At 38.4% G+C, this 20,049-nt stretch carries 18 protein-coding genes and 1 pseudogene; all 19 read right to left on the bottom strand.

Annotation, left to right across the window (positions count from 1 at the left end):
- Nucleotides 1-70: 70 nt before the first annotated feature.
- The gene (gene pheT, locus HMPREF0819_RS00955) at nt 71-2,476 is read right to left on the bottom strand and encodes a phenylalanine--tRNA ligase subunit beta (RefSeq protein ID WP_004231096.1); all 2,406 of its coding nucleotides are present in this window, start codon (nt 2,474-2,476) and stop codon (nt 71-73) included.
- Between the two features lie 69 nt (nt 2,477-2,545).
- Entirely contained in the window at nt 2,546-3,070 is a 525-nt protein-coding gene (locus HMPREF0819_RS00950; protein ID WP_004231095.1) for a GNAT family N-acetyltransferase, read from the bottom strand.
- A 31-nt stretch (nt 3,071-3,101) separates the two neighbouring features.
- Nucleotides 3,102-4,145 carry a phenylalanine--tRNA ligase subunit alpha gene (pheS, locus tag HMPREF0819_RS00945; RefSeq protein WP_004231094.1) on the bottom strand — a complete coding sequence of 348 codons (1,044 nt, stop codon included), beginning with the start codon at nt 4,143-4,145 and terminating at the stop codon, nt 3,102-3,104.
- Nucleotides 4,146-4,433: 288 nt separating this feature from the next.
- Nucleotides 4,434-5,297 (bottom strand): DNA/RNA non-specific endonuclease, encoded by an 864-nt coding sequence (locus HMPREF0819_RS00940; protein WP_004231093.1) that lies wholly within the window; start codon nt 5,295-5,297, stop codon nt 4,434-4,436.
- Nucleotides 5,298-5,396: 99 nt separating this feature from the next.
- Nucleotides 5,397-5,585: a DNA-directed RNA polymerase subunit beta gene (locus HMPREF0819_RS00935; protein WP_004231092.1), complete on the bottom strand. Its 189-nt coding sequence runs from the start codon at nt 5,583-5,585 to the stop codon at nt 5,397-5,399.
- Between the two features lie 2 nt (nt 5,586-5,587).
- Entirely contained in the window at nt 5,588-6,862 is a 1,275-nt protein-coding gene (gene murA / locus HMPREF0819_RS00930) for a UDP-N-acetylglucosamine 1-carboxyvinyltransferase (protein WP_044023248.1), read from the bottom strand.
- 61 nt (nt 6,863-6,923) lie between these two features.
- The gene (locus HMPREF0819_RS00925) at nt 6,924-7,160 is read right to left on the bottom strand and encodes a DUF1146 family protein (RefSeq protein WP_004231090.1); all 237 of its coding nucleotides are present in this window, start codon (nt 7,158-7,160) and stop codon (nt 6,924-6,926) included.
- Between the two features lie 128 nt (nt 7,161-7,288).
- The gene (locus tag HMPREF0819_RS00920; RefSeq protein ID WP_004231089.1) at nt 7,289-7,705 is read right to left on the bottom strand and encodes a F0F1 ATP synthase subunit epsilon; all 417 of its coding nucleotides are present in this window, start codon (nt 7,703-7,705) and stop codon (nt 7,289-7,291) included.
- Between the two features lie 12 nt (nt 7,706-7,717).
- Nucleotides 7,718-9,124, bottom strand: coding sequence for a F0F1 ATP synthase subunit beta (gene atpD / locus HMPREF0819_RS00915; RefSeq protein WP_004231087.1), 1,407 nt, complete (start codon nt 9,122-9,124; stop codon nt 7,718-7,720).
- Between the two features lie 64 nt (nt 9,125-9,188).
- A complete protein-coding gene (locus HMPREF0819_RS00910) occupies nt 9,189-10,064 on the bottom strand; it encodes a F0F1 ATP synthase subunit gamma (RefSeq protein ID WP_004231084.1) in 876 nt (291 codons plus the stop codon).
- A gap of 14 nt (nt 10,065-10,078) precedes the next feature.
- Entirely contained in the window at nt 10,079-11,584 is a 1,506-nt protein-coding gene (atpA, locus tag HMPREF0819_RS00905) for a F0F1 ATP synthase subunit alpha (protein WP_004231083.1), read from the bottom strand.
- A gap of 15 nt (nt 11,585-11,599) precedes the next feature.
- On the bottom strand, nt 11,600-12,136 hold the full coding sequence (locus HMPREF0819_RS00900) for a F0F1 ATP synthase subunit delta (RefSeq protein ID WP_004231082.1): 537 nt from the start codon (nt 12,134-12,136) through the stop codon (nt 11,600-11,602).
- The gene (gene atpF / locus HMPREF0819_RS00895; RefSeq protein ID WP_004231080.1) at nt 12,136-12,633 is read right to left on the bottom strand and encodes a F0F1 ATP synthase subunit B; all 498 of its coding nucleotides are present in this window, start codon (nt 12,631-12,633) and stop codon (nt 12,136-12,138) included. Before atpF ends, HMPREF0819_RS00900 begins: the two co-directional genes overlap by 1 nt.
- 21 nt (nt 12,634-12,654) lie before the next feature.
- A complete protein-coding gene (gene atpB / locus HMPREF0819_RS00890; RefSeq protein WP_004231079.1) occupies nt 12,655-13,368 on the bottom strand; it encodes a F0F1 ATP synthase subunit A in 714 nt (237 codons plus the stop codon).
- A gap of 38 nt (nt 13,369-13,406) precedes the next feature.
- A complete protein-coding gene (locus HMPREF0819_RS00885; RefSeq protein WP_004231068.1) occupies nt 13,407-13,610 on the bottom strand; it encodes a F0F1 ATP synthase subunit C in 204 nt (67 codons plus the stop codon).
- Nucleotides 13,611-13,913: 303 nt separating this feature from the next.
- A pseudogene (locus HMPREF0819_RS00880) lies at nt 13,914-16,288 on the bottom strand (glycogen/starch/alpha-glucan phosphorylase).
- Between the two features lie 65 nt (nt 16,289-16,353).
- A complete protein-coding gene (glgA, locus tag HMPREF0819_RS00875) occupies nt 16,354-17,784 on the bottom strand; it encodes a glycogen synthase GlgA (protein WP_004231052.1) in 1,431 nt (476 codons plus the stop codon).
- Nucleotides 17,781-18,917: a glucose-1-phosphate adenylyltransferase subunit GlgD gene (gene glgD / locus HMPREF0819_RS00870; RefSeq protein WP_004231050.1), complete on the bottom strand. Its 1,137-nt coding sequence runs from the start codon at nt 18,915-18,917 to the stop codon at nt 17,781-17,783. Before glgD ends, glgA begins: the two co-directional genes overlap by 4 nt.
- A complete protein-coding gene (locus tag HMPREF0819_RS00865) occupies nt 18,907-20,049 on the bottom strand; it encodes a glucose-1-phosphate adenylyltransferase (RefSeq protein ID WP_004231049.1) in 1,143 nt (380 codons plus the stop codon). The genes glgD and HMPREF0819_RS00865 overlap by 11 nt, the downstream gene beginning before the upstream one ends.

The raw sequence follows: 20,049 nt of genomic DNA, 5'->3' as shown, positions 1-20,049 counted from the left end.
AAACAAAACCACCACTTTGCAGCGGTGGTTTATGTATATTAACCCAAATAGCCTACTGTACAGTTAGCAATTAACGAACTTCTGCTCCGAGTTGTTCAACAAGGACTTTAGTGATTTTATCCATGTATTTTGTAACTTCTTCATCAGTCAAGTTGTCATTTGGATTTTGGAATGTTAGGCTGTAAGCCATTGATTTCATACCTTCAGCAATGTTTGCACCAGCGTACACGTCGAAGAGTTTGATATCAGTCAAACGTTTCACTTTAGCTAATTCGATTGCAGTGACAATATCTTTGTGAGTTGTTGCTGCTGGCAATAGCAAAGCAATATCACGAGAAACTGCAGGGTATTTAGTGATTTCTACGAATGCTTTATCAGCTTCAAGAGCAGCTTCGATAACATCCAAGTTCAATTCAGCAACATAAGTTTCTGGAACGTTGTAGTTTTTAGCAGTTTGTGGGTGAATTTGACCAACAAAACCTACTAATTTGTCGTCCAAGTAAATGCTTGCTGTACGGCCTGGGTGCATGCTATCAAGACCTTTTTCAGCAACGTAATCAACTGTCAAGTCAAGTTTGTTAAAGATTGCTTCAACGATACCTTTAGCATAGAAGAAATCAACTGGTGTAGCTTTTGTTTGGAAATCTTTTTCAGCTACCAAACCAGAAATGGCAAATGCAAATGTGTTGATTTCATTTGGAAGGTCTACTTTTGGATTACCTTTTTGTTCGAAGACTTTACCAATTTCGTAGATAGCCAAGTTGCTGTTCTTACGAGCAACGTTGTAAGCAATTGTATCAAGCATACCTGAAACAACGTTTTGACGAAGAACTGAACGTTCTACTGACATTGGCCACATCAATTCAGTCAAGTTGCTTGGTTGCAATGTGAATTCAGTTGCTTTTTCAGGTGTTGTCAAAGCATATGATACAATTTCAGACAAACCTGCTGCTTCAGCGATTGAACGCATTTTACGACGTAATTTTTGAGTTGCTGTCAATTCACCTGCAGTACCAGCTGCTTGTGGCAATGTTGTTGGAAGATTTTCGTAACCGTAAATACGAGCAATTTCTTCAACCAAGTCAGCTTGGATAGCAATATCCCAACGACGACGTGGTACTGAAACTGTAAATTTATCAGCATTTCCTGACAAGCCGAAACCAAGTTTTGCAAAGACATCTTCGATATCAGCATATGTCAATTCTGTTCCCAAACGAACGTTAACGTAATCAAGTGTAGTTGATACTTCTACATCTTCAGTTGGTACTGAACCAGCTTCAACACGACCAGCAAGAACATCACCTTCAGCTAGTTCTGTAAGCATTGCTGCTGCAAAGTCAAGAGCTTCATCGACAGTTGCATAGTTGATACCTTTTTCAAAACGAGCTGAGCTTTCAGAACGAAGGTTCAAACGACCGCTTGTGCGACGAATTGATGTACCGTCAAAGACAGCAGCTTCAAGAACAACATTTTTAGAATTGCTGTCGATTTCAGTATCTTGTCCACCCATAACACCTGCAAGTGCAACTGGTTTATCGGCAACTGTGATAACAAGATCTTCAGCAATCAATTCACGTTCTTCGCCATCAAGAGTGACTAATTTTTCACCTTCACGCGCGTTACGTGCAACAATTATATTTCCTTCAAATTTGTTCAAATCAAAGGCGTGCATTGGTTGACCAAAGTATAATAGAACATAGTTTGTCACGTCAACAACGTTGTTGATTGGACGGATTCCAGCGTTCATCAAAAGATTTTGCAACCATTGTGGGCTTGGTTTAACAGTCACATTTTCAACGACACGTGCTTTGTAAGTCAAGACTTTGTCAGACTCGATTGCAACATCAATAACATCTTTAGCAGCTTTAGAAACTTCTTTAACTTCTTTTTCTGGGAAGTGAACTTCTTTTCCGTAGATAGCTGCTACTTCGTGAGCTACACCGCGCATTGAAAGAGCATCTGCACGGTTTGGTGTGATTGACAATTCAACGATTTCATCATCCAAATCAAGGTATGGGAAAATGCTGTCACCTGGTTTAGCATCTTCTGGCAAGATTTGAATTCCGTCTGAAAATTCTTTTGGAATGATTGATTCTGGCAAACCAAGTTCTTGGAGTGAGCAAATCATACCAAGAGATTCCATACCACGGATTTTACCTTTTTTGATTTTATAGTTGTCTGCAATACGAGCACCTGGAACGGCAACAATTACTTTAATTCCTGCAGTAACATTTGGAGCACCACACACGATTTGGCGCAATTCGTCATCACCAGTATCTACTTGGCAAAGGTGCAAGTGTGTTTCAGGAACATCTTCACAAGATACAACGTGACCAACAACCAATTTTGTCAAACCTTCAGATGGTGTTGATACTCCTTCAACCTCAATCCCTGTAGTTGACATTTTTTCAGAAAGCTCATGAGTTGTAACATCAACATCGACAAGCTCTTTTAACCATTTATAACTTACTAACATAATAATGTGTTAAAAGCTTTCGCGGTCAAAGTTTAATTGACCTGCAAGCTTCTTTATCCCTTTCTACTGTTATTCTTTTAAGGCTTTTCTCATAAGCCAATCTGTATCGACTTTATCGCCAACTTCAAATGAGTGTTCTGAAAATTTCTCGAAACCATATTTACGATAGAATCCTTGCGCTTTAACGTTGTCTTCCCAGACACCTAACCAAGCCCAATCAAATCCACCTTTTTTAGCCATATCAAGCGCTAGCTCAAATAATTTTTTACCTAATCCCAAGCTCTGACATTCACTAAGAATATAAATACGTTGAATTTCAAAAGCATTTTCTAACTCATGCTCAGTCTGTGCAGCTCCCCAGTTGACTTTCATAAAACCGACTTCACGTCCATCAACCAAAACAAAGCGAACATCAGATTCAGCATCTGTCACATCTTTTTCAAGTTGCTCTAAAGTGTAACTGTCATCGAAAAATTGTTGAAGTTCTTCCTCGGTGTTATCATAACCAAAAGTTTCACGAAAAGTATCGATGCTAAGTTTCTGTAGCACATCCAACTTATCCAAGGTCACTTTTTCAACTCTGATTTCTGCCATGATGACCTCCAATTCTTTTTCTTAATAATGATTATTTAAATTGATCTGAGAAACGGACATCGCCTTGATAGAAGCCACGAATGTCGTTGATACCATAACGAAGCATTGCAATACGTTCTTGACCAAGACCAAAAGCAAACCCAGAATATTTTTCTGAGTCAACACCAGACATTTCAAGAACACGAGGGTGTACCATACCAGCACCAAGGATTTCAATCCAACCTGTTTTCTTACATACGTTACATCCTTTACCGCCACATTTGAAACATGAAACGTCGACTTCTACTGATGGTTCAGTGAATGGGAAGTATGATGGACGAAGACGGATTTTACGATCTTCACCAAACATTTTCTTGATAATCATTTCAAGAGTTCCTTTAAGGTCACCCATAGAAATGTTTTCACCAACAACAAGACCTTCGATTTGGTGGAATTGGTGGCTATGAGTTGCATCGTCAGTATCACGACGGAACACACGTCCTGGTGAGATCATTTTCAATGGACCTTTAGAAAAGTCATGTTTATCAAGTGTACGAGCTTGAACAGGACTTGTGTGTGTACGAAGCAAGATTTCTTCAGTGATGTAGAAAGTATCTTGCATATCACGTGCTGGGTGATCTTTAGGCAAGTTCATACGTTCGAAGTTGTAGTAATCTGATTCAACTTCAAAACCATCAACAACTTGGAATCCCATACCAAGAAAGATATCTTCGATTTCTTCACTTGTTTGCGACAAGACATGACGGTTACCAAGATTGATTTGACGTCCTGGAAGAGTCACATCCAAGCTTTCTGATTCCAATTGTGCTTTGATTTTAGCGGCTTCAAGAATTTTAGCTTGCTCTTCAAAAGCTTTTGTCAAAACGTCACGCACTTCATTGACTTGTTTTCCGATAACTGGACGCATTTCTTTAGAAAGATCTTTCAAACCTTTCAACAATTCTGTCAATGATCCTTTTTTACCAAGAACTTGAACACGTAATTCTTGAAGTTCTTTTGCATTGTTTCCACGCATTTCAGCCAATTTAGCTTGCGTAGATGATTTTAATTCCTCTAACTGCGCTTGTAAATCCATTAAATTTCCTTCCTTGGGTCAAGCCCGATTTAATTGAAAACGAAAAAAGCGTGCCACACTCCAATAGCGGAGCGTTGACACGCGGTACCATCCGTTTTTTATCTGACTAGCAGACCTTAATTCATCGTCTTTATCATGAGTGAATTCGCCAAACTTTCATCTAGGAAGCTTCCAGTCACGACTTCCATTCCCTGTTAAACTGCCATAAGGTTACTAGTCTCATAAGACATTATTCAATTTACTCCTCATTCTAGCAAATTTTTCACCATTTGACAAGGTCAAGCCAAATTAATTCACACTAACCTGACCAGAATAATAGTCAATCGTAAGTCCACTTTGAACGTTTGGAACAAAGACATTAAACTCTAAGCTACCGTCAGATGACTTTGCTTCTAAATGTGTTCCACTAGCTAAAATATTGTCCCCATCATAAATCAAAGTCACACGATAACGAACGCGTTTATTCTGATCAAGTGCTCGACGGACAAGCCCTTCATAATAATTCTGTCCTGTTGAATCTTCTGATCTAGCCTCATTTGCCCAAGCTGTCTGAGTAGCAACATTTTCAGGGTTACTTGTTGAGGCATCAAAACCTTTTAGCCCACCAACTAAAGCGTATCCAAGCAAATGCCCACGATCAACCGCATGGCTATAAGTTCCAGATAGATTTTGTACTTGATGCCAACCAGCTGGCGTCCAAGAGGTTGAGCCATTACCTGTTTCCTCACGGCTTCGGTATTGACGGGTTGACTTACTCAAAAGAGCATTAGCAACTGTCGGAACTGACTGTCCTTGTACAACTTTCGTCTTATTATTGGCATAAGGTTTGCTTGCAACCTTTGCATTCAAAGAGGTTTTATTTCCATTTACAAGATAAGCCCCTGCTCCATTCCATTCAATAGTTGAGCCTAACTGTGCTTTAACATTATCAGTTAAAACTGACTCAGCCAATTCCTGATTTGGTGCTGATTCATTAGCACTTGAATGATTTGAAGCAACCGATGATGATTCTCCCGTAACAAGGGATAAAACTTGACTGACTAGGTCACTAGAATCAGATGTCGTTACCCACCCTGTACCAATACCAACTAATAAAATCAGTAAAGAGATAATTGATTTTGTCTTTTTAGACAGATTTGATTTTTTTGCCATTAACGTCCTTTCACCAAAAAGGTGGAATACCAAACCTAAAAATAGATTCGATGATTCCACCTCTAAATTCTACAACAAAGTTTCTCGAAACTGCTCTAATTATTGACCTGTGAACTTAGCAATAATAGATTGCCATTTATCGAGTGATAGAATTGAAAATGGATTTTTACCATCGCTGATAACACCATATCCAACCATCAATCCAATCGCTAAAAATAAGCAGGCTAATAGAGCAACCAATAAAACTAATCCTATTTGTCTTACCACATATTTCCAGCCACTTGTCATTTTTAAGCCTCGCTTACACGTTTAATATTTGCACCTAGTTTTACCAATTTTTCATGGAATTTGTAATAACCACGGTCAAGATGGTTCAAACGCCCAACAGTTGTTGTCCCTTTGGCGACCATTCCTGTTAAAATCAAAGCTGCACTAGCACGAAGGTCTGTTGACATCACAGGAGCACCTTGAAGTTCTTGACCACCGTGAATCATTGCTGTATCACGCATGATTTCAGATTGCAATCCCATACGGCGCATTTCTTCTAAATGTTGGAAGCGATTTTCAAAAACTGTTTCAATCATTGTTGACTCACCGTTAACCACTGCCATCAAGGCTGTGAACTGAGCCTGCATGTCTGTAGGAAATCCTGGGTGAGGAAGTGTTTTAACTGTTACAGGTTTTAATTTAGCTGTATCAGCGACCACACGAATACCTTCTGGTTCATCAATTACAGTCACACCCATTTCAATCAATTTTGAAATCAATGGACGATTGTGTTCCCAGATAGCATCTTTAATGAGAACATTACCAGATGTCATCGCTGCCGCAACCATAAATGTGCCTGCTTCGATACGGTCTTGAACTACATCATGGTCAGCGCCATGAAGACTGTCGACACCAACGATAGTAAGTGTTTCAGTACCAGCCCCTTTAACAACCGCTCCCATTTTATTTAGAAGCACCGCCAAATCAACAATTTCTGGCTCACGTGCGACATTTTCAATAACAGTCACACCTTCTGCCAAAGTTGCTGCCATCATCAAGTTTTGTGTCGCACCAACTGATGGGAAATCCATGTAAATTGTTGTCCCTTTAAGTTTTCCATCAACAGTCGCTGTAATATCACCACCGGCTTGTGTGATTTTTGCACCCATAGCTTCCAAGCCTTTAAGGTGAAGGTCAATTGGACGACTACCAATCGTGCAGCCACCAGGCATTGATACTTTTGCATGACCTTTACGTGCTAAAATTGGTCCTAAAACAACGATTGAAGCACGCATTTTGCTTACATATTCATATGGGGCAATATCCAAAATATCTCCTGAAGCATCCACTTCAATGGTGTTCTTTGCTTCATCAAAATCAACTTGGATATCTAAACCACGGACAACATTATTCATCGTAAAGACATCTGAAAGGATTGGAACATTTGTTAAAACTGTCTTTCCTTCCTTCGGTAAAATTGTCGCTGCAAGAAGAGGAAGAACCGCATTCTTTGCTCCTTCAATGATTACTTCTCCTTCTAGGCGTGTATTACCGCCTTCAATAATAATTTTATCCAAAATGAACTCCATTCTTATATTATAATATCAAAATTATATCATAGTTTAGCGATTATTGCTTTTATTGAAAACCAAAGAAGAAAGTCTGGCTAACTGTAATGATTTCCAAAATAAAGTGACTTACCATATAACCAAGTGCAATACTAACCAAAAGAATAAATACTTTAAGGCGACCAATATTCTCAGGCGTATTCTTAATCAATTTTGACCAATCAAATAAATTTCGAAGAATTTGATGGGTCATTGCAATAAAAACAAGGTGACTAATCAAAGTCACTGAACTATTTAAAATTTCCATAGGACTATTATATCAGATTTTATTTTTGACAACAAAAAACTGCACAAACGTAAGCTTTCTTCATGAAAAAAACATCAAAAAGTAATAAAAAACAAAAAAGCCTGAGATAAACTCTCAGACCTTTTCTTTTATTTATTACCAACACTGATACGGTTCAAAGCACGGCGAAGAGCAACTTGTGCACGACGTACTTCGTCGATATCGTGAGTACTTTGAGCTTGTTCCAATTTACGTTCAGCACGAATCTTAGCGCGTTCAGCACGGCTAACATCGATATCGCGTTCACGTTCTGCAGAATCTGCAACAATTGTCACAAGATTATCTTTAATCTCAATAATACCACCGTTGATAGCTACCCAATCCACGTGATTAGGATCATCTGTACGATGAATTTTCATCTCGTGAACTGTTAGCGGAGCAATGAGGTTAATGTGTTCTGGCAAAATCCCCATCTCACCATCCGGTGTTTTTACTGAAATAAAATTAGCATGGTGATCATAGCGAATACCATCTGGTGTTACTACCTGAACAGTCATAAATGTCATGGTATCACCTCATTAGTAATTCATTTTCTTAGCTTTTTCAACTACATCCTCGATTGGACCTACGTTACGGAAAGCATCTTCTGGAAGATCATCGTATTTACCTTCCAAAATTTCTTTGAAGCCACGAACAGTTTCAGCAACTGGTACGTATGAACCAGGCATACCTGTAAATTGTTCAGCAACGTTGAAGTTTTGTGACAAGAAGAATTGGATACGACGAGCACGTTCAACCAATGTTTTTTCTTCGTCAGACAATTCATCCATACCAAGGATTGCAATGATATCTTGCAATTCACGGTAACGTTGAAGAACACGTTGAACTTCTGTTGCTACTTCATAGTGTTCTTGACCAACAATTTCTGGGGCAAGGGCACGTGAGCTTGAAGCAAGAGGGTCAACGGCTGGGTAGATACCCATTTGAGTCAACTTACGTTCAAGGTTGGTTGTTGAATCCAAGTGAGCGAATGCTGTTGCTGGCGCTGGGTCAGTGTAGTCATCGGCTGGTACGTAGATGGCTTGGATAGATGTAACAGAACCTTTTTTAGTTGATGTGATACGTTCTTGCAATTGACCCATTTCAGTAGCCAATGTTGGTTGGTAACCAACGGCAGATGGCATACGACCAAGAAGGGCTGATACTTCAGAACCTGCTTGAGTGAAACGGAAGATGTTATCGATGAAGAGAAGTACGTCTTGTCCTTCGACATCACGGAAGTATTCCGCAATTGTCAAACCAGTAAGGGCAACACGCATACGTGCTCCAGGTGGTTCATTCATTTGACCGAAGACCATGGCTGTTTTTTCGATAACGCCAGATTCTTTCATTTCCCAGTAAAGGTCATTACCTTCACGTGTACGTTCCCCAACACCGGTAAATACTGAGATACCACCGTGTTCTTGGGCAATGTTGTGAATCAATTCTTGGATAAGAACGGTTTTACCAACACCGGCACCACCGAAAAGTCCGACTTTACCACCTTTAAGGTATGGGGCAAGAAGGTCAATAACTTTGATACCTGTTTCAAGGATTTCTGATGATGTTGATAATTCATCAAAAGCTGGTGCTTTTTTGTGGATTGATTCGCGAGGTGCATCTTCTGCAAATGGTTCATCAAGATCAATTGTATCACCAAGAACGTTGAACACACGACCCAAAGTTTCTTTACCAACTGGTACACTAATTGGACGACCAGTATCGAAAACTTCTAACCCACGTGTAAGCCCATCAGTTGATTCCATAGCGATAGTACGAACAAGACCGTCTCCAAGTTCAAGAGCAACTTCGAGCACGATTTTTTGAGATTTATCGCCATTTTTATAAACAATCAATGCATTATTAATCTCAGGTAATTTGTCACCAGCTGCAAACGCTACGTCGACAACTGGACCAACAACCTGAGCAATTTTGCCTGAGCTCATGTTTTTCTCCTTTTAGATTTTTTAGGGAGTCGCTCCCTTTTTATGAGGCTAAAAAGCACTCACATTATTCTAGTGCGTTAGCACCTGCTACAATTTCAGTGATTTCTTGCGTAATAGCAGCTTGACGCGCACGGTTATACTGAATAGTCAAATCGTTAATAACGTTTTTAGCGTTATCAGTTGCTGTTTGCATAGCAGTCATACCTGCCGCATGCTCAGCAGTTTTCGCATCAACAATTGCTCCGTAAATCAGACTTTCAGTGTATTGTGGCAAGAGTTGTTCCAAAATCATCTCACGATTTGGTTCCAATTCAAAACCAGTAACACCTTCTTCTGCTGCTTCGTCAGCGTCTAATTCAGCGATTGGAAGCATTTGTTGTACACGAACTTGACTAGTCAAGCTATTCACATGGTGATTGTAACATACATATAATTCATCAAACAATTCGTTTTTATACATCTCAACAGATTTTGAAATGATATTTCCAACTTGTTCAAATGATGGCTGATCTTCCAAGCCACGCAATTCAAAGACAACGTTCATACCACGAGCTTTAAAGAAATCAGCTCCAATACCACCAATGGCGATAATAGCATAGCTATCATCCTTGTGATATTCCTCAATAAGATCCATCATTGCTTTAAGAATTTTTGAGTTATACCCACCTACAAGTCCTTTATCAGATGTGATTACAATGTAACCAGTCTTCTTAACAGGACGTGCTGCAAGCATTGGATTTTTTGAACCATTAACAAGTTCTGATTTCAATAAATCAGTTGTGATTTGACGAATTTTTGATGCGTAAACTTGGAAATCTTTTGCTGCCTGCTCAGATTTAGTCAATTTTGCAGCTGATACCATTTGCATGGCACCAGTGATATGACTAGTTTTCTGAGTTGAAATAATTTTCCCTTTGATTTCACTAAGAGAGCCTGCCATATGCTACCTCCCTCTTATTTGAATTCTGACTGATCTTTAAAGGCTTTGATAGCTGCATCTAAGACAGATTCTTCAGGTAAATCTTTTGTTGTACGGATAGTTTCAAAGATTGATTCGTAGTGTGCATCAAAGTAATCATACAAAGCTTCTTCGAATGCTAAGATGTCATTTACTGGCACATCATCCAAGAAACCATGAGTAAGTGCATAAAGAATCACAACTTGTTTTTCAACAGGAAGTGGTTTGTGAACAGGTTGTTTAAGCACTTCTACTGTACGACGTCCACGGTTAAGTTTAGCTTGAGTTGCAGCATCCAAGTCTGAACCAAATTGAGTGAAGGCTTCAAGTTCACGGTAAGAGGCCAAGTCAAGACGAAGTGTACCAGCAACTTTCTTCATTGCTTTGATTTGTGCTGAACCACCAACACGTGATACTGAAGAACCAGCATCAATCGCAGGACGAATACCTGAGTTGAAAAGATTTTCTTGTAAGAAGATTTGTCCGTCAGTGATTGAGATTACGTTAGTTGCGATGTAAGCTGAGATATCACCAGCTTGAGTTTCGATGAATGGAAGAGCTGTAATAGATCCACCACCAAGTGCATCAGAAACTTTCGCAGAACGTTCAAGCAAGCGGCTGTGAAGATAGAAGACATCACCTGGGTAAGCTTCACGTCCTGGTGGACGACGAAGAAGAAGTGACAGTTCACGGTAAGCTACCGCTTGTTTTGATAGATCATCATAAACAATCAATACGTGTTTTCCGTTGTACATGAATTCTTCTGCCATTGCAACACCAGCATATGGAGCGATGTAAAGTAATGGAGAAGGTTGTGAAGCAGATGCTGTCACAACAATTGTGTAATCAAGGGCACCGTACTTACGAAGTGTTTCAACTTGTGTACGAACAGTTGATTCTTTTTGACCAATAGCAACATAGATACAAATCATATCTTGTCCTTTTTGGTTCAAAATTGCATCAATCGCAACAGATGTTTTACCTGTTTGACGGTCACCGATGATTAACTCACGTTGACCACGTCCAATTGGAACCAAAGCATCAATCGCTTTAAGACCAGTTTGGAGTGGTTCAGAAACTGATTTACGTTGCATAACGCCTGGTGCAGGCGTTTCAACTGGACGAGTTGCAGTTGTCTTGATATCTCCAAGACCATCCACTGGTTGACCAAGTGGGTTTACGACACGACCAATAAGAGCTTCACCTACTGGCACTTCCATGATTTTACCAGTACGTTTAACTTCATCACCTTCACGAATTGTAGAAAAATCTCCAAGAATAATGATACCAACGTCATTAGACTCAAGGTTTTGAGCCATACCGAAGGTACCATTTGAAAATTCGAGAAGTTCTCCACTCATGGCATTATCAAGTCCACGAGCACGGGCAATACCATCACCGATATAAGTGACTACACCAGTTTCTGTGACGTCAAAATTTGGCTGGAAGTTTTCAATTTGCTTTTTAATTAAAGCGCTAATTTCTTGTGCATTAATTGCCAAAAGTCACACCACTTTCTATTTCAAATTCATTTTAAATGTTTGTAATTGACGACGAATGCTTGTGTCGATTACTTTATTGTTAACATTAATGATAAATCCACCGAGGATTGATTCGTCAATGTTTTCAACGAGTTTTCCAGCTTTAACGCCGAATTTTTCAGCAACCAAAGCTAGAATACGTTCTTTTTGTTCATCTGTTAAAGCTACTGCCGTTGTCACAACAATGTCGTGTTGATTAGTTGCAATAACAAAATCTTTTTGAACACCTTCTAAAATGTCTTTTAGGAACGCTTCTCGTTCGTTTTGTAAAATTACCTCAAGAAAATTGTTCATATACACTGAACTAGACTCTTGAAGTAACCTAACAAGTTTTACTTTTTCATCACGTGAAACGACTAAACTTGACAAAAAGTTAGCTAAGTTTGTCTCTTCAAAAACAGACAACAAAACTTCTGTTTCTGATTGGAGTTCAGCTAAACTGTCTTTTTCAATAGCAATTTCTACGAGACTTTTCGCATATTGCTCAACAAGAGCTTGTGTCTTTTTATCCATTAGACATCTCCTAGCTTGTCAAGATAGCTATCAATGAGATTACTTTGAGCTTCTTTGTCAAGGTTAGTTGTCATGATTTTTTCTGCTAAAAGAACAGTCAAATCAGCAACATCACTCTTAACACTTGAAAGAGCTTCTGCTTTACTTTGTTCAATATCTTGATTAGCTTTAGCTTTCAAGCGGCTTGCTTCTTCGCGTGCTTCTGCAACGATTTTAGCCTCTTGATTTTTACCTGTTTCTTTGGCATCATCAATAATTTGTGTTGCCTCTGTACGAGCGCCAGCTAACTCTTCTTGGCGTTTAACAGCTAATGCTTCTGCTTTTTCACGAGCAGCTTCTGCGCCATCAATATCGTTAGAGATTTTTTCTTCACGAGCTTTGAAAACTCCTGTTAATTGTTCCCAAGCAAAAATTTTAATGAGAACAAGCAAGAGAAGAAAAGAGCCAGTTACGATAATAATGTTACCAAGACTTGTACTATTGATAAGAGTTGACATAATATACTTTCTCCTTTCTTATTATTCTTCTTCGTGATTTACTTTTTTACCAACATAAGTTGATGACAACATTACAAATACGTAAGCTTGGATTGCTGAGATGAAAATTGAGAACCCTGTCCAAAGCATATTTAAAATAAATGCAAATGGTACAGCTACGATATTGTAGTGTGCAAATTGCACAAGCAAGCTCAACACAATTTCACCCGCAAAAATATTACCATACAAACGTAATGTTAATGAGATAACATTGGTAAATTCTTCGAGAATGTTCATCGGCAACATTACTGGTGTTGGAGATAAATATTCTTTTAGGTATTCTTTGATACCATTCTTACGAATACCTTCAACATGGACAACAACAGCAATCAGCAATGCTAATCCAAAGTTGTAGGCAGCGTTTGAAGTTGGAGATGACCAAAGGTTATAGTCACCGACTTCAAGTTTTGTAAGTAAACCTATGTTATTGGCAATCAATAAGAAAAAGAACAATCCAAAGAAGAGGAGACTGTAATTGCTAGTATAACGTCCAAGATTAGGCCTAATGATTCCTTGAACGAACTCATATACCCACTCTAAAACATTTTGTTTTCCTTTTGGTTTTAGTTGCATATTGCGGCTGAACCAAAAAATAAGAACAAAGGCTACTAGCACCGTCAAGAGAGACATCGCGAGAATGGTCAAGTCGAACTCAATACCAAAGAATTGCGCTGTTGGATTTACAGATGTTTCCAACTCTACCCCTCCTTCTTTTTATAGATTCTTTGTTAGGTTTAACCAACGAAGAATGTTGATGCAAGAAGAACGAAGAAAGTACCTTCAATAAAGGCTACCCCCATGATCATAAGGGTTTGCAATTTGCTGTACATTTCTGGTTGACGTGCAGCAGATTTAGCGGTGTTGGCAACGAGGATACCTTCACCAAGACTAACCCCTAGTACGGCGATACCAAGTGCTAAGATTTTTAAATTCAACATGATATGAATCTCCTTTTAAAATTTTTTACCTCGTTATTTTAGTCCTATTTTAGGAAATTGTCAATGAAATCGCGATTTTTGGAAACGTTTTTCTATTTCATTCTTAACCTTTGTTTAGTTTTTTCAAATAAAAATAAAGAAACGACCGAAATCGCTTCTTTATTAGGGGGGGTCTTCCTATTATAAATAACATTTTATGGGAGTTTTTCTATATAAACAATGTCCTAAAAAGGACTTCTTTTTGAAAACTCTATGGAAATGTTTTCATATTTTTACTAAATCAAGTAGGTAAGAACCTCATTTTTAGTTTTTCAATTGCCATATTTCTTTAGCGTATTGAGTAATGGTATCATCTGAGGTGAACTTGTCAGAATTTGTAATATTGATAAGGCTCATGCGCATCCATTGCTCTTGATTGCGGTAGAGCTGGTCAATCTTTTCTTGGGCTTCCACATAGGCTGTGAAATCTTCAAGCAAGAAATACTCATCATTGTGCGTAATCAGAGATTCATAAATTTCTGTTCCTTCACCTTGAATATTTGGAATGGTACCATTGATAAAGCTGTCAACAACACGTCGAATAATAGGATTATTTTCATAAATACTACGTGAATAGTAATCATGGCGTTCATAATGACGATAGACATCATCTTTATCCATACCAAAGATGACAATATTATCGTTGCTAACTTCATCTTTAATTTCAATATTAGCTCCGTCCAGTGTTGCCAAGGTAATGGCGCCTGTCATCATAAACTTCATGTTAGAGGTTCCAGATGCTTCTTTGGAAGCTAGTGAAATTTGTTCAGATCCATTTGCTGCTGGGATAATTAATTCCGCAAGGCTGACATTATAATTTTCGAGGAAAGCAACTTTAAGTTTGCCATTTAAGCTACTATCGTTATTGATTAAATTAGCTAATTCATTAATCACTTTGATGACTGATTTTGCAAAATGGTAGCCTGGTGCTGCTTTTGCACCGAAAATGTAAACATGCGGTACGATATCTTTATCAGGATTGTCTTTTAAATCCCATTATTGTTTGATAATATTGAGAACATTTAACAGTTGGCGTTTATAGGCATGCAGGCGTTTTACTTGAACATCAAAGATAGCGTCTGTTGAAACGTCTATACCTGTTGTTTCTTTAATATAAGCAGCCAAACGTGCTTTAGCTTCCTGTTTAACGTGATAAAAATCATTTAAAACTTCTGGATTATCAACAAGGTCATTAATCTTACGCAATTCATGGATATCACTTCTCCAGCCACTGCCAATCCATTTGTCAATGGTTTTAGAAAGTGGTTAATCTGCGATTTGTGTCCAACGACGTTGAACGATACCATTAGTTTTATTATTGAATTTTTCAGGATAGAGATTATAGAAATCACGTAAAGTATCTTCCTTCAGGAGTTCTGTGTGAAGTTTAGCAACACCATTGACAGAATAACCACCGATAATAGCTAGATTAGCCATGTGAATCAAGCCGTCTTTTACAATACGTGTATTTTCAATAATCTGAGGAGCAACGCCACTGCTTGCCATGTCTGAAACAAAACGGTTATCGATTTCAAGAATAATTTGATAGACACGTGGCAAGACTTTTTTGAAAAGTTCGGCATCCCATTTTTCGAGAGCTTCTGCGAGAATGGTATGGTTGGTGTAACTCATTGTCTTTGTTGTAACATCCCAAGCAACATCCCATTCAAGGCGATACTCATCAACAAGCAGACGCATGAACTCGGCAGGTGCGACAGCAGGGTGAGTGTCATTGATATGAACAGAAACTTTTTCATGAATTTTTTCCAATGGCAACCCTTATTTGAGGTATGATTTAATGATTACTTGCAATTCAGCGCTTGTCATAAAGTATTCTGCACCAAGCGTAATTGTTTTCCCTCGTAGCTTGAATCGTCTGGATAAAGGATAGAGAGGTAATGTCTTGAACACTTCGACGGTCAGCAATTGTTGGGTAATCGAGCTCGTATTCTTCTGGAATTTCGACATCCCAAAGGCGCAGATTATTGACAATATCATTTTGATAGCCGAGTTGCGGAACATCATATGGCACCGCACGCAAAATTTGAGCATTGTTGTAAACTGGGCTAAGTTTGCCGTCCTTATCAGCCTGCAAATACACATCACCAAACAACTTGACTTCAACGGTATCATGGTCTTTTCGGGTTTCCCAAACATTTCCGATAGAACCAAACCATGAGTCTGGCAGTTCAACTTGGTAACCATCAACAATGCGTTGCTTAAATAAACCGTATTTGTAACGCAAGCCATTACCAAAGCCTGGATAACCTGTCGTTGCTAGTGAATCCATGAATGCCGCCGCTAAACGTCCTAAGCCACCATTTTCTAATGCCATATCATGCTCTGCATTTTTCACAGCGTCAAAATCAACATTCAATTCAGTAAAAGCTTCTTTGACAATATCTAAAATACCAAGATTCAGTAAATTAGTTTCAAGCATGCGTCCTGGTAGAAATTCAATTGAAAAATAGTAAGCAACTTTTTCATGATTTTCAGAAATTTTTTGGTTGCGTTCTAACCAGAGAGGTGTGTAATATTTGCGCACCGTTTGAGCAAGTGAGGTAAAAAGTTCCGCAGGCGTCGCATCGGGGGACTTTAATCAATTGTTCTTCGTGGAGTGTGTCTTTAAAATCGCGAATAAATTCTTCTTTTGTTTACTTCATGTTAATCTTTTTCTTGATTAATCTAATTGTTAATCTAATTGTTAATCTAATTGTTCATACAAATCTTCATAAGCTTTACTTGCGGTATCCCACGAAAAATCAGTTATCATCGCATTTTTTTGCAACATTGACCAATCTTCTTTATTGCTATAATAGAGGTCAACAGCCTTTTCTACCGTTCTCGTTAACCAGTAACCTGAAAAATCTTGGAAACCGAAGCCTGTTCCAGTTTTTTCATATTGGTTATAAGGGCTAACGGTGTCACGTAAGCCACCAACTTCATGTACCAACGGCAATGTTCCATAACGCATTGCCATCATTTGTGACAATCCACAAGGTTCAAAAGCACTTGGCATAAGGAAAATATCGCTAGCTGCATAGATTTGTTGGGCGAGTTCAATATCAAAGGTGATATTGGCTGACATTTTATCTGGGAAAGCACTACCAAACCAAGCAAAGCTATTTTCAAATTCAGTATAACCTGTTCCTAAAAGCACGACTTGTAAATCAAAATGCAAAATATTATTAAGCTCATTGACCACCAAATCAAAGCCTTTTTGGTCTGTTAGACGAGATACAATTCCAATCAAAGGAACGTCATCACGAACAGGCAAACCAACACGTTCTTGAAGAGCTCTCTTATCTTTAGCTTTTCCAGATAAATCCTTGACAGAAAAATGTTCAGGAATATGTGGGTCTGTTTCTGGGTTGTACAAATCGGTATCAATACCATTTGTGATACCAGTCAATTTGCCTCTTTCCATGCGCAGAATTTGGTCCAACCCTTTACCAAAAGCAGGTGTCATGATTTCTTGGGCATAGGACGGTGAAACAGTCGTCACACGGTCTGAATATAAAATTCCCGCTTTTAGCCAGTTAAGACAGTCATTCCAACGTAGTGTACCGTCAGCATAACGTTCATAACCGACACCAAATAAATCGCCAAGCATGCCAGAATCGTATTGACCTTGGAATTCCAAATTATGAAGGGTCAAAACGGTTTTAATATCTTTATAGGCATTAATCCAGTGATATTTTTCTTTTAGTAAAAACGGAATCATGGCAGTATGGTAATCATGAACATGGACAACATCAGGGATAAAGTCAACTTTTTCCATTAACTCAATAGCTGCTAATTGGAAGAAAGCAAAGCGTTCTCCGTCATCCCAATCACCATAAATATGACCACGATAAAAATAATATTGGTTATCTAAAAAGTAGAAAGTGACATTTTCTTTAACAATGCGTTTAACACCAACATACTGATGACGCCACCCTACTTCTGTGTAATAATACAAAACATCTTCGATTTGATTGCCAAATTTGGCATCAATCATATCATAATAAGGGAGAACAACGGCAACTTCATTGCCATTTTTAACAAGAGATTTAGGCAATGCCCCAATGACATCACCCAATCCTCCTGTTTTAGCAAATGGAGCTCCCTCCGCTGCTACAAACAAAATTTTCATTGAATTACATCCTCAGTTACTTCTAAACCTTTTTTAATAACAATTGGATTTTCTTTGCTACCACGAATAACAACTCCTGGAGCAATGACAACATTTTTATCGACAATAGCATTTTCAATGACTGCCCCTTCGCCAATTGTTACTTTTGGAAAGAGGATACTGCCGATAACACGTGAACCTGATGCAACATGACAATTTCTGGAAACGATTGAGTATTCGACGTCTCCTTTTATAATACTACCAGATGCAAATTGAGAATTCTTAATGTTTGATTCTTCGGCAAAATAGGTTGCCTCTTCGTTTTTAACTTTAGTATAAACCTTTTGGTTAGAATAGAGAAGCGAATAGAATTTTTGAGTATTGAGCATATCCATATTGGCATCGTAATAAGATTTGACTGAGCAAATATTAGAAAGATAACCAGTATATTCAAATGCTAAAGCATTATTTGAAACAATTAATTCACGTAAGAGATAACGAAGCTTGCGTGGTTGGTCTTTTTGAGCTTCTTCTTCCATTTTGACGATGAGCCATGGTGTGTCAATGACATAAATGTCAGCTGACATTTTTTGCAAGTCAAGACTGTCATTAACGTCCGCTCTTCCGACAACATGATCTGTTTCGTCAATTTCTAAAATTTCATTTGCTTCTGAAATGCTTTCTTTTGGCATTTTCTTATAAACAACAGTGATTGGTCCGTCGTTGTTAACGTCGTGTAGATGAATGACTTGTTCCAAGTCGATGTTACACAAAATATCACAGTTCATGTAAACCGTTTGGTCACTACCAGAGCGTTTCAGGTAAGTCAAAACTTGTTCATAGTAATCTCTATCTGCAAATTCACTATCGTTACTATTATTGTAAAATCCTAGGAAATAGTGGCTTAACAAGGTATTAAGTCCCCATTCACGACCGCTTCTGATATGGTCAAAAACTGAACGAATATTTTGGCCACGGAAAATCGCATAAATGCTACGGATGCCCGCATTAGCAAGATTTGACAATTGGAAGTCAATCAAGCGATATTTTCCGTCAAATGGCAAATTTGCCAAAGGACGTTTATCAGTTAACGTTGACATATCGTGATAGCCCACTGTATTTCCCAAAATCGCAGTATATTTATCAATCTTCATTTGGCACCCCCACTACTTCATTATAACCAACAACTTGTACTTCTTTGCCTGTTCCGTCAATTTCAACACCATCACCAATGACAGCATTTTCACCAACGATTGCACGTTTAATTTTAGCCCCTTCACCAATAATTGCGCCACTCATGATGAAAGAATCAGTGATTTCAGCATCTTTCTTAACCTGAACATTCGTTGAAAGAATAGAATGGTTAACTTTTCCTGAAACAAAGCAGCCGTCAACAACGAGAGAATTTTTCACGCTGGCTTCTTCAGTGATAAAGTTTTGTGGTGCGATAAGGTTTTTAGAGTAAATTTTCCAAGAACGGTCACGACTGTGCAATTCAGTGTCTTCGCCAATATATTCCATATTAGCTTCCCAAAGTGATTCAATGGTTCCAACATCTTTCCAGTAACCATTAAAATTATAAGTGTAAACACGGTCACCAGCTTCGAGATAAGTAGGAATGACATTTTTACCAAAGTCAGACATGTCAACATTGTTCTTTTCAGCATTTACAAGCACTTCACGCAAACGTTGCCAATTGAAAATATAAATCCCCATAGATGCTTTATTAGATTTTGGATGTTCTGGTTTTTCTTCAAATTCAACAATGCGGTCGTTTGAGTCTGTGTTCATAATACCAAAACGACTTGCTTCTTTTAGCGGTACATCAATAACCGCAACAGTCAAACTGGCTAAATTATCTTTATGTGTCCGAAGCATGTCATCATAATCCATCTTGTAAATATGGTCACCAGATAGAATAAGGACATATTCTGGGTCAATGGAATCAATATAATCAATGTTTTGATAAATAGCATGACTTGTTCCTTCAAACCAACGATTACCTTCAGTTGCTGAGTATGGTTGAAGAATAGTTGCTCCTGAGTTAATCCCATCAATACCCCAGCTCGAACCATTTCCAACGTGGCTATTTAAGACTAACGGTTGATATTGTGTAATGATACCAACATTATCGACTCCTGAGTTAGCACAATTTGAAAGTGCAAAGTCAATAATACGATAACGTCCACCAAATTGAACAGCTGGCTTTGCAATGTTTTGTGTCAATTTTCCAAGACGTGTTCCTTGTCCCCCTGCGAGGATGAGTGCTAACATTTCATTTTTCAT

Source organism: Streptococcus equinus ATCC 9812 (genome assembly GCF_000187265.1).
GTDB classification, from domain to species: domain Bacteria; phylum Bacillota; class Bacilli; order Lactobacillales; family Streptococcaceae; genus Streptococcus; species Streptococcus equinus.
This window is presented reverse-complemented; position numbering and strand designations above follow the sequence as displayed.

Excerpts from the sequence above, each read along its gene's own strand:
- pheT (WP_004231096.1), bottom strand. The coding sequence starts at position 2,476 with ATGTTAGTAAGTTATAAATGGTTAAAAGAGCTTGTCGATGTTGATGTT.
- HMPREF0819_RS00950 (WP_004231095.1), bottom strand. The coding sequence starts at position 3,070 with ATGGCAGAAATCAGAGTTGAAAAAGTGACCTTGGATAAGTTGGATGTG.
- pheS (WP_004231094.1), bottom strand. The coding sequence starts at position 4,145 with ATGGATTTACAAGCGCAGTTAGAGGAATTAAAATCATCTACGCAAGCT.
- HMPREF0819_RS00940 (WP_004231093.1), bottom strand. The coding sequence starts at position 5,297 with ATGGCAAAAAAATCAAATCTGTCTAAAAAGACAAAATCAATTATCTCT.
- HMPREF0819_RS00935 (WP_004231092.1), bottom strand. The coding sequence starts at position 5,585 with ATGACAAGTGGCTGGAAATATGTGGTAAGACAAATAGGATTAGTTTTA.
- HMPREF0819_RS00925 (WP_004231090.1), bottom strand. The coding sequence starts at position 7,160 with ATGGAAATTTTAAATAGTTCAGTGACTTTGATTAGTCACCTTGTTTTT.
- HMPREF0819_RS00920 (WP_004231089.1), bottom strand. The coding sequence starts at position 7,705 with ATGACATTTATGACTGTTCAGGTAGTAACACCAGATGGTATTCGCTAT.
- atpD (WP_004231087.1), bottom strand. The coding sequence starts at position 9,124 with ATGAGCTCAGGCAAAATTGCTCAGGTTGTTGGTCCAGTTGTCGACGTA.
- HMPREF0819_RS00910 (WP_004231084.1), bottom strand. The coding sequence starts at position 10,064 with ATGGCAGGCTCTCTTAGTGAAATCAAAGGGAAAATTATTTCAACTCAG.
- HMPREF0819_RS00900 (WP_004231082.1), bottom strand. The coding sequence starts at position 12,136 with ATGGATAAAAAGACACAAGCTCTTGTTGAGCAATATGCGAAAAGTCTC.
- atpF (WP_004231080.1), bottom strand. The coding sequence starts at position 12,633 with ATGTCAACTCTTATCAATAGTACAAGTCTTGGTAACATTATTATCGTA.
- HMPREF0819_RS00885 (WP_004231068.1), bottom strand. The coding sequence starts at position 13,610 with ATGTTGAATTTAAAAATCTTAGCACTTGGTATCGCCGTACTAGGGGTT.
- glgA (WP_004231052.1), bottom strand. The coding sequence starts at position 17,784 with ATGAAAATTTTGTTTGTAGCAGCGGAGGGAGCTCCATTTGCTAAAACA.
- glgD (WP_004231050.1), bottom strand. The coding sequence starts at position 18,917 with ATGAAGATTGATAAATATACTGCGATTTTGGGAAATACAGTGGGCTAT.
- HMPREF0819_RS00865 (WP_004231049.1), bottom strand. The coding sequence starts at position 20,049 with ATGAAAAATGAAATGTTAGCACTCATCCTCGCAGGGGGACAAGGAACA.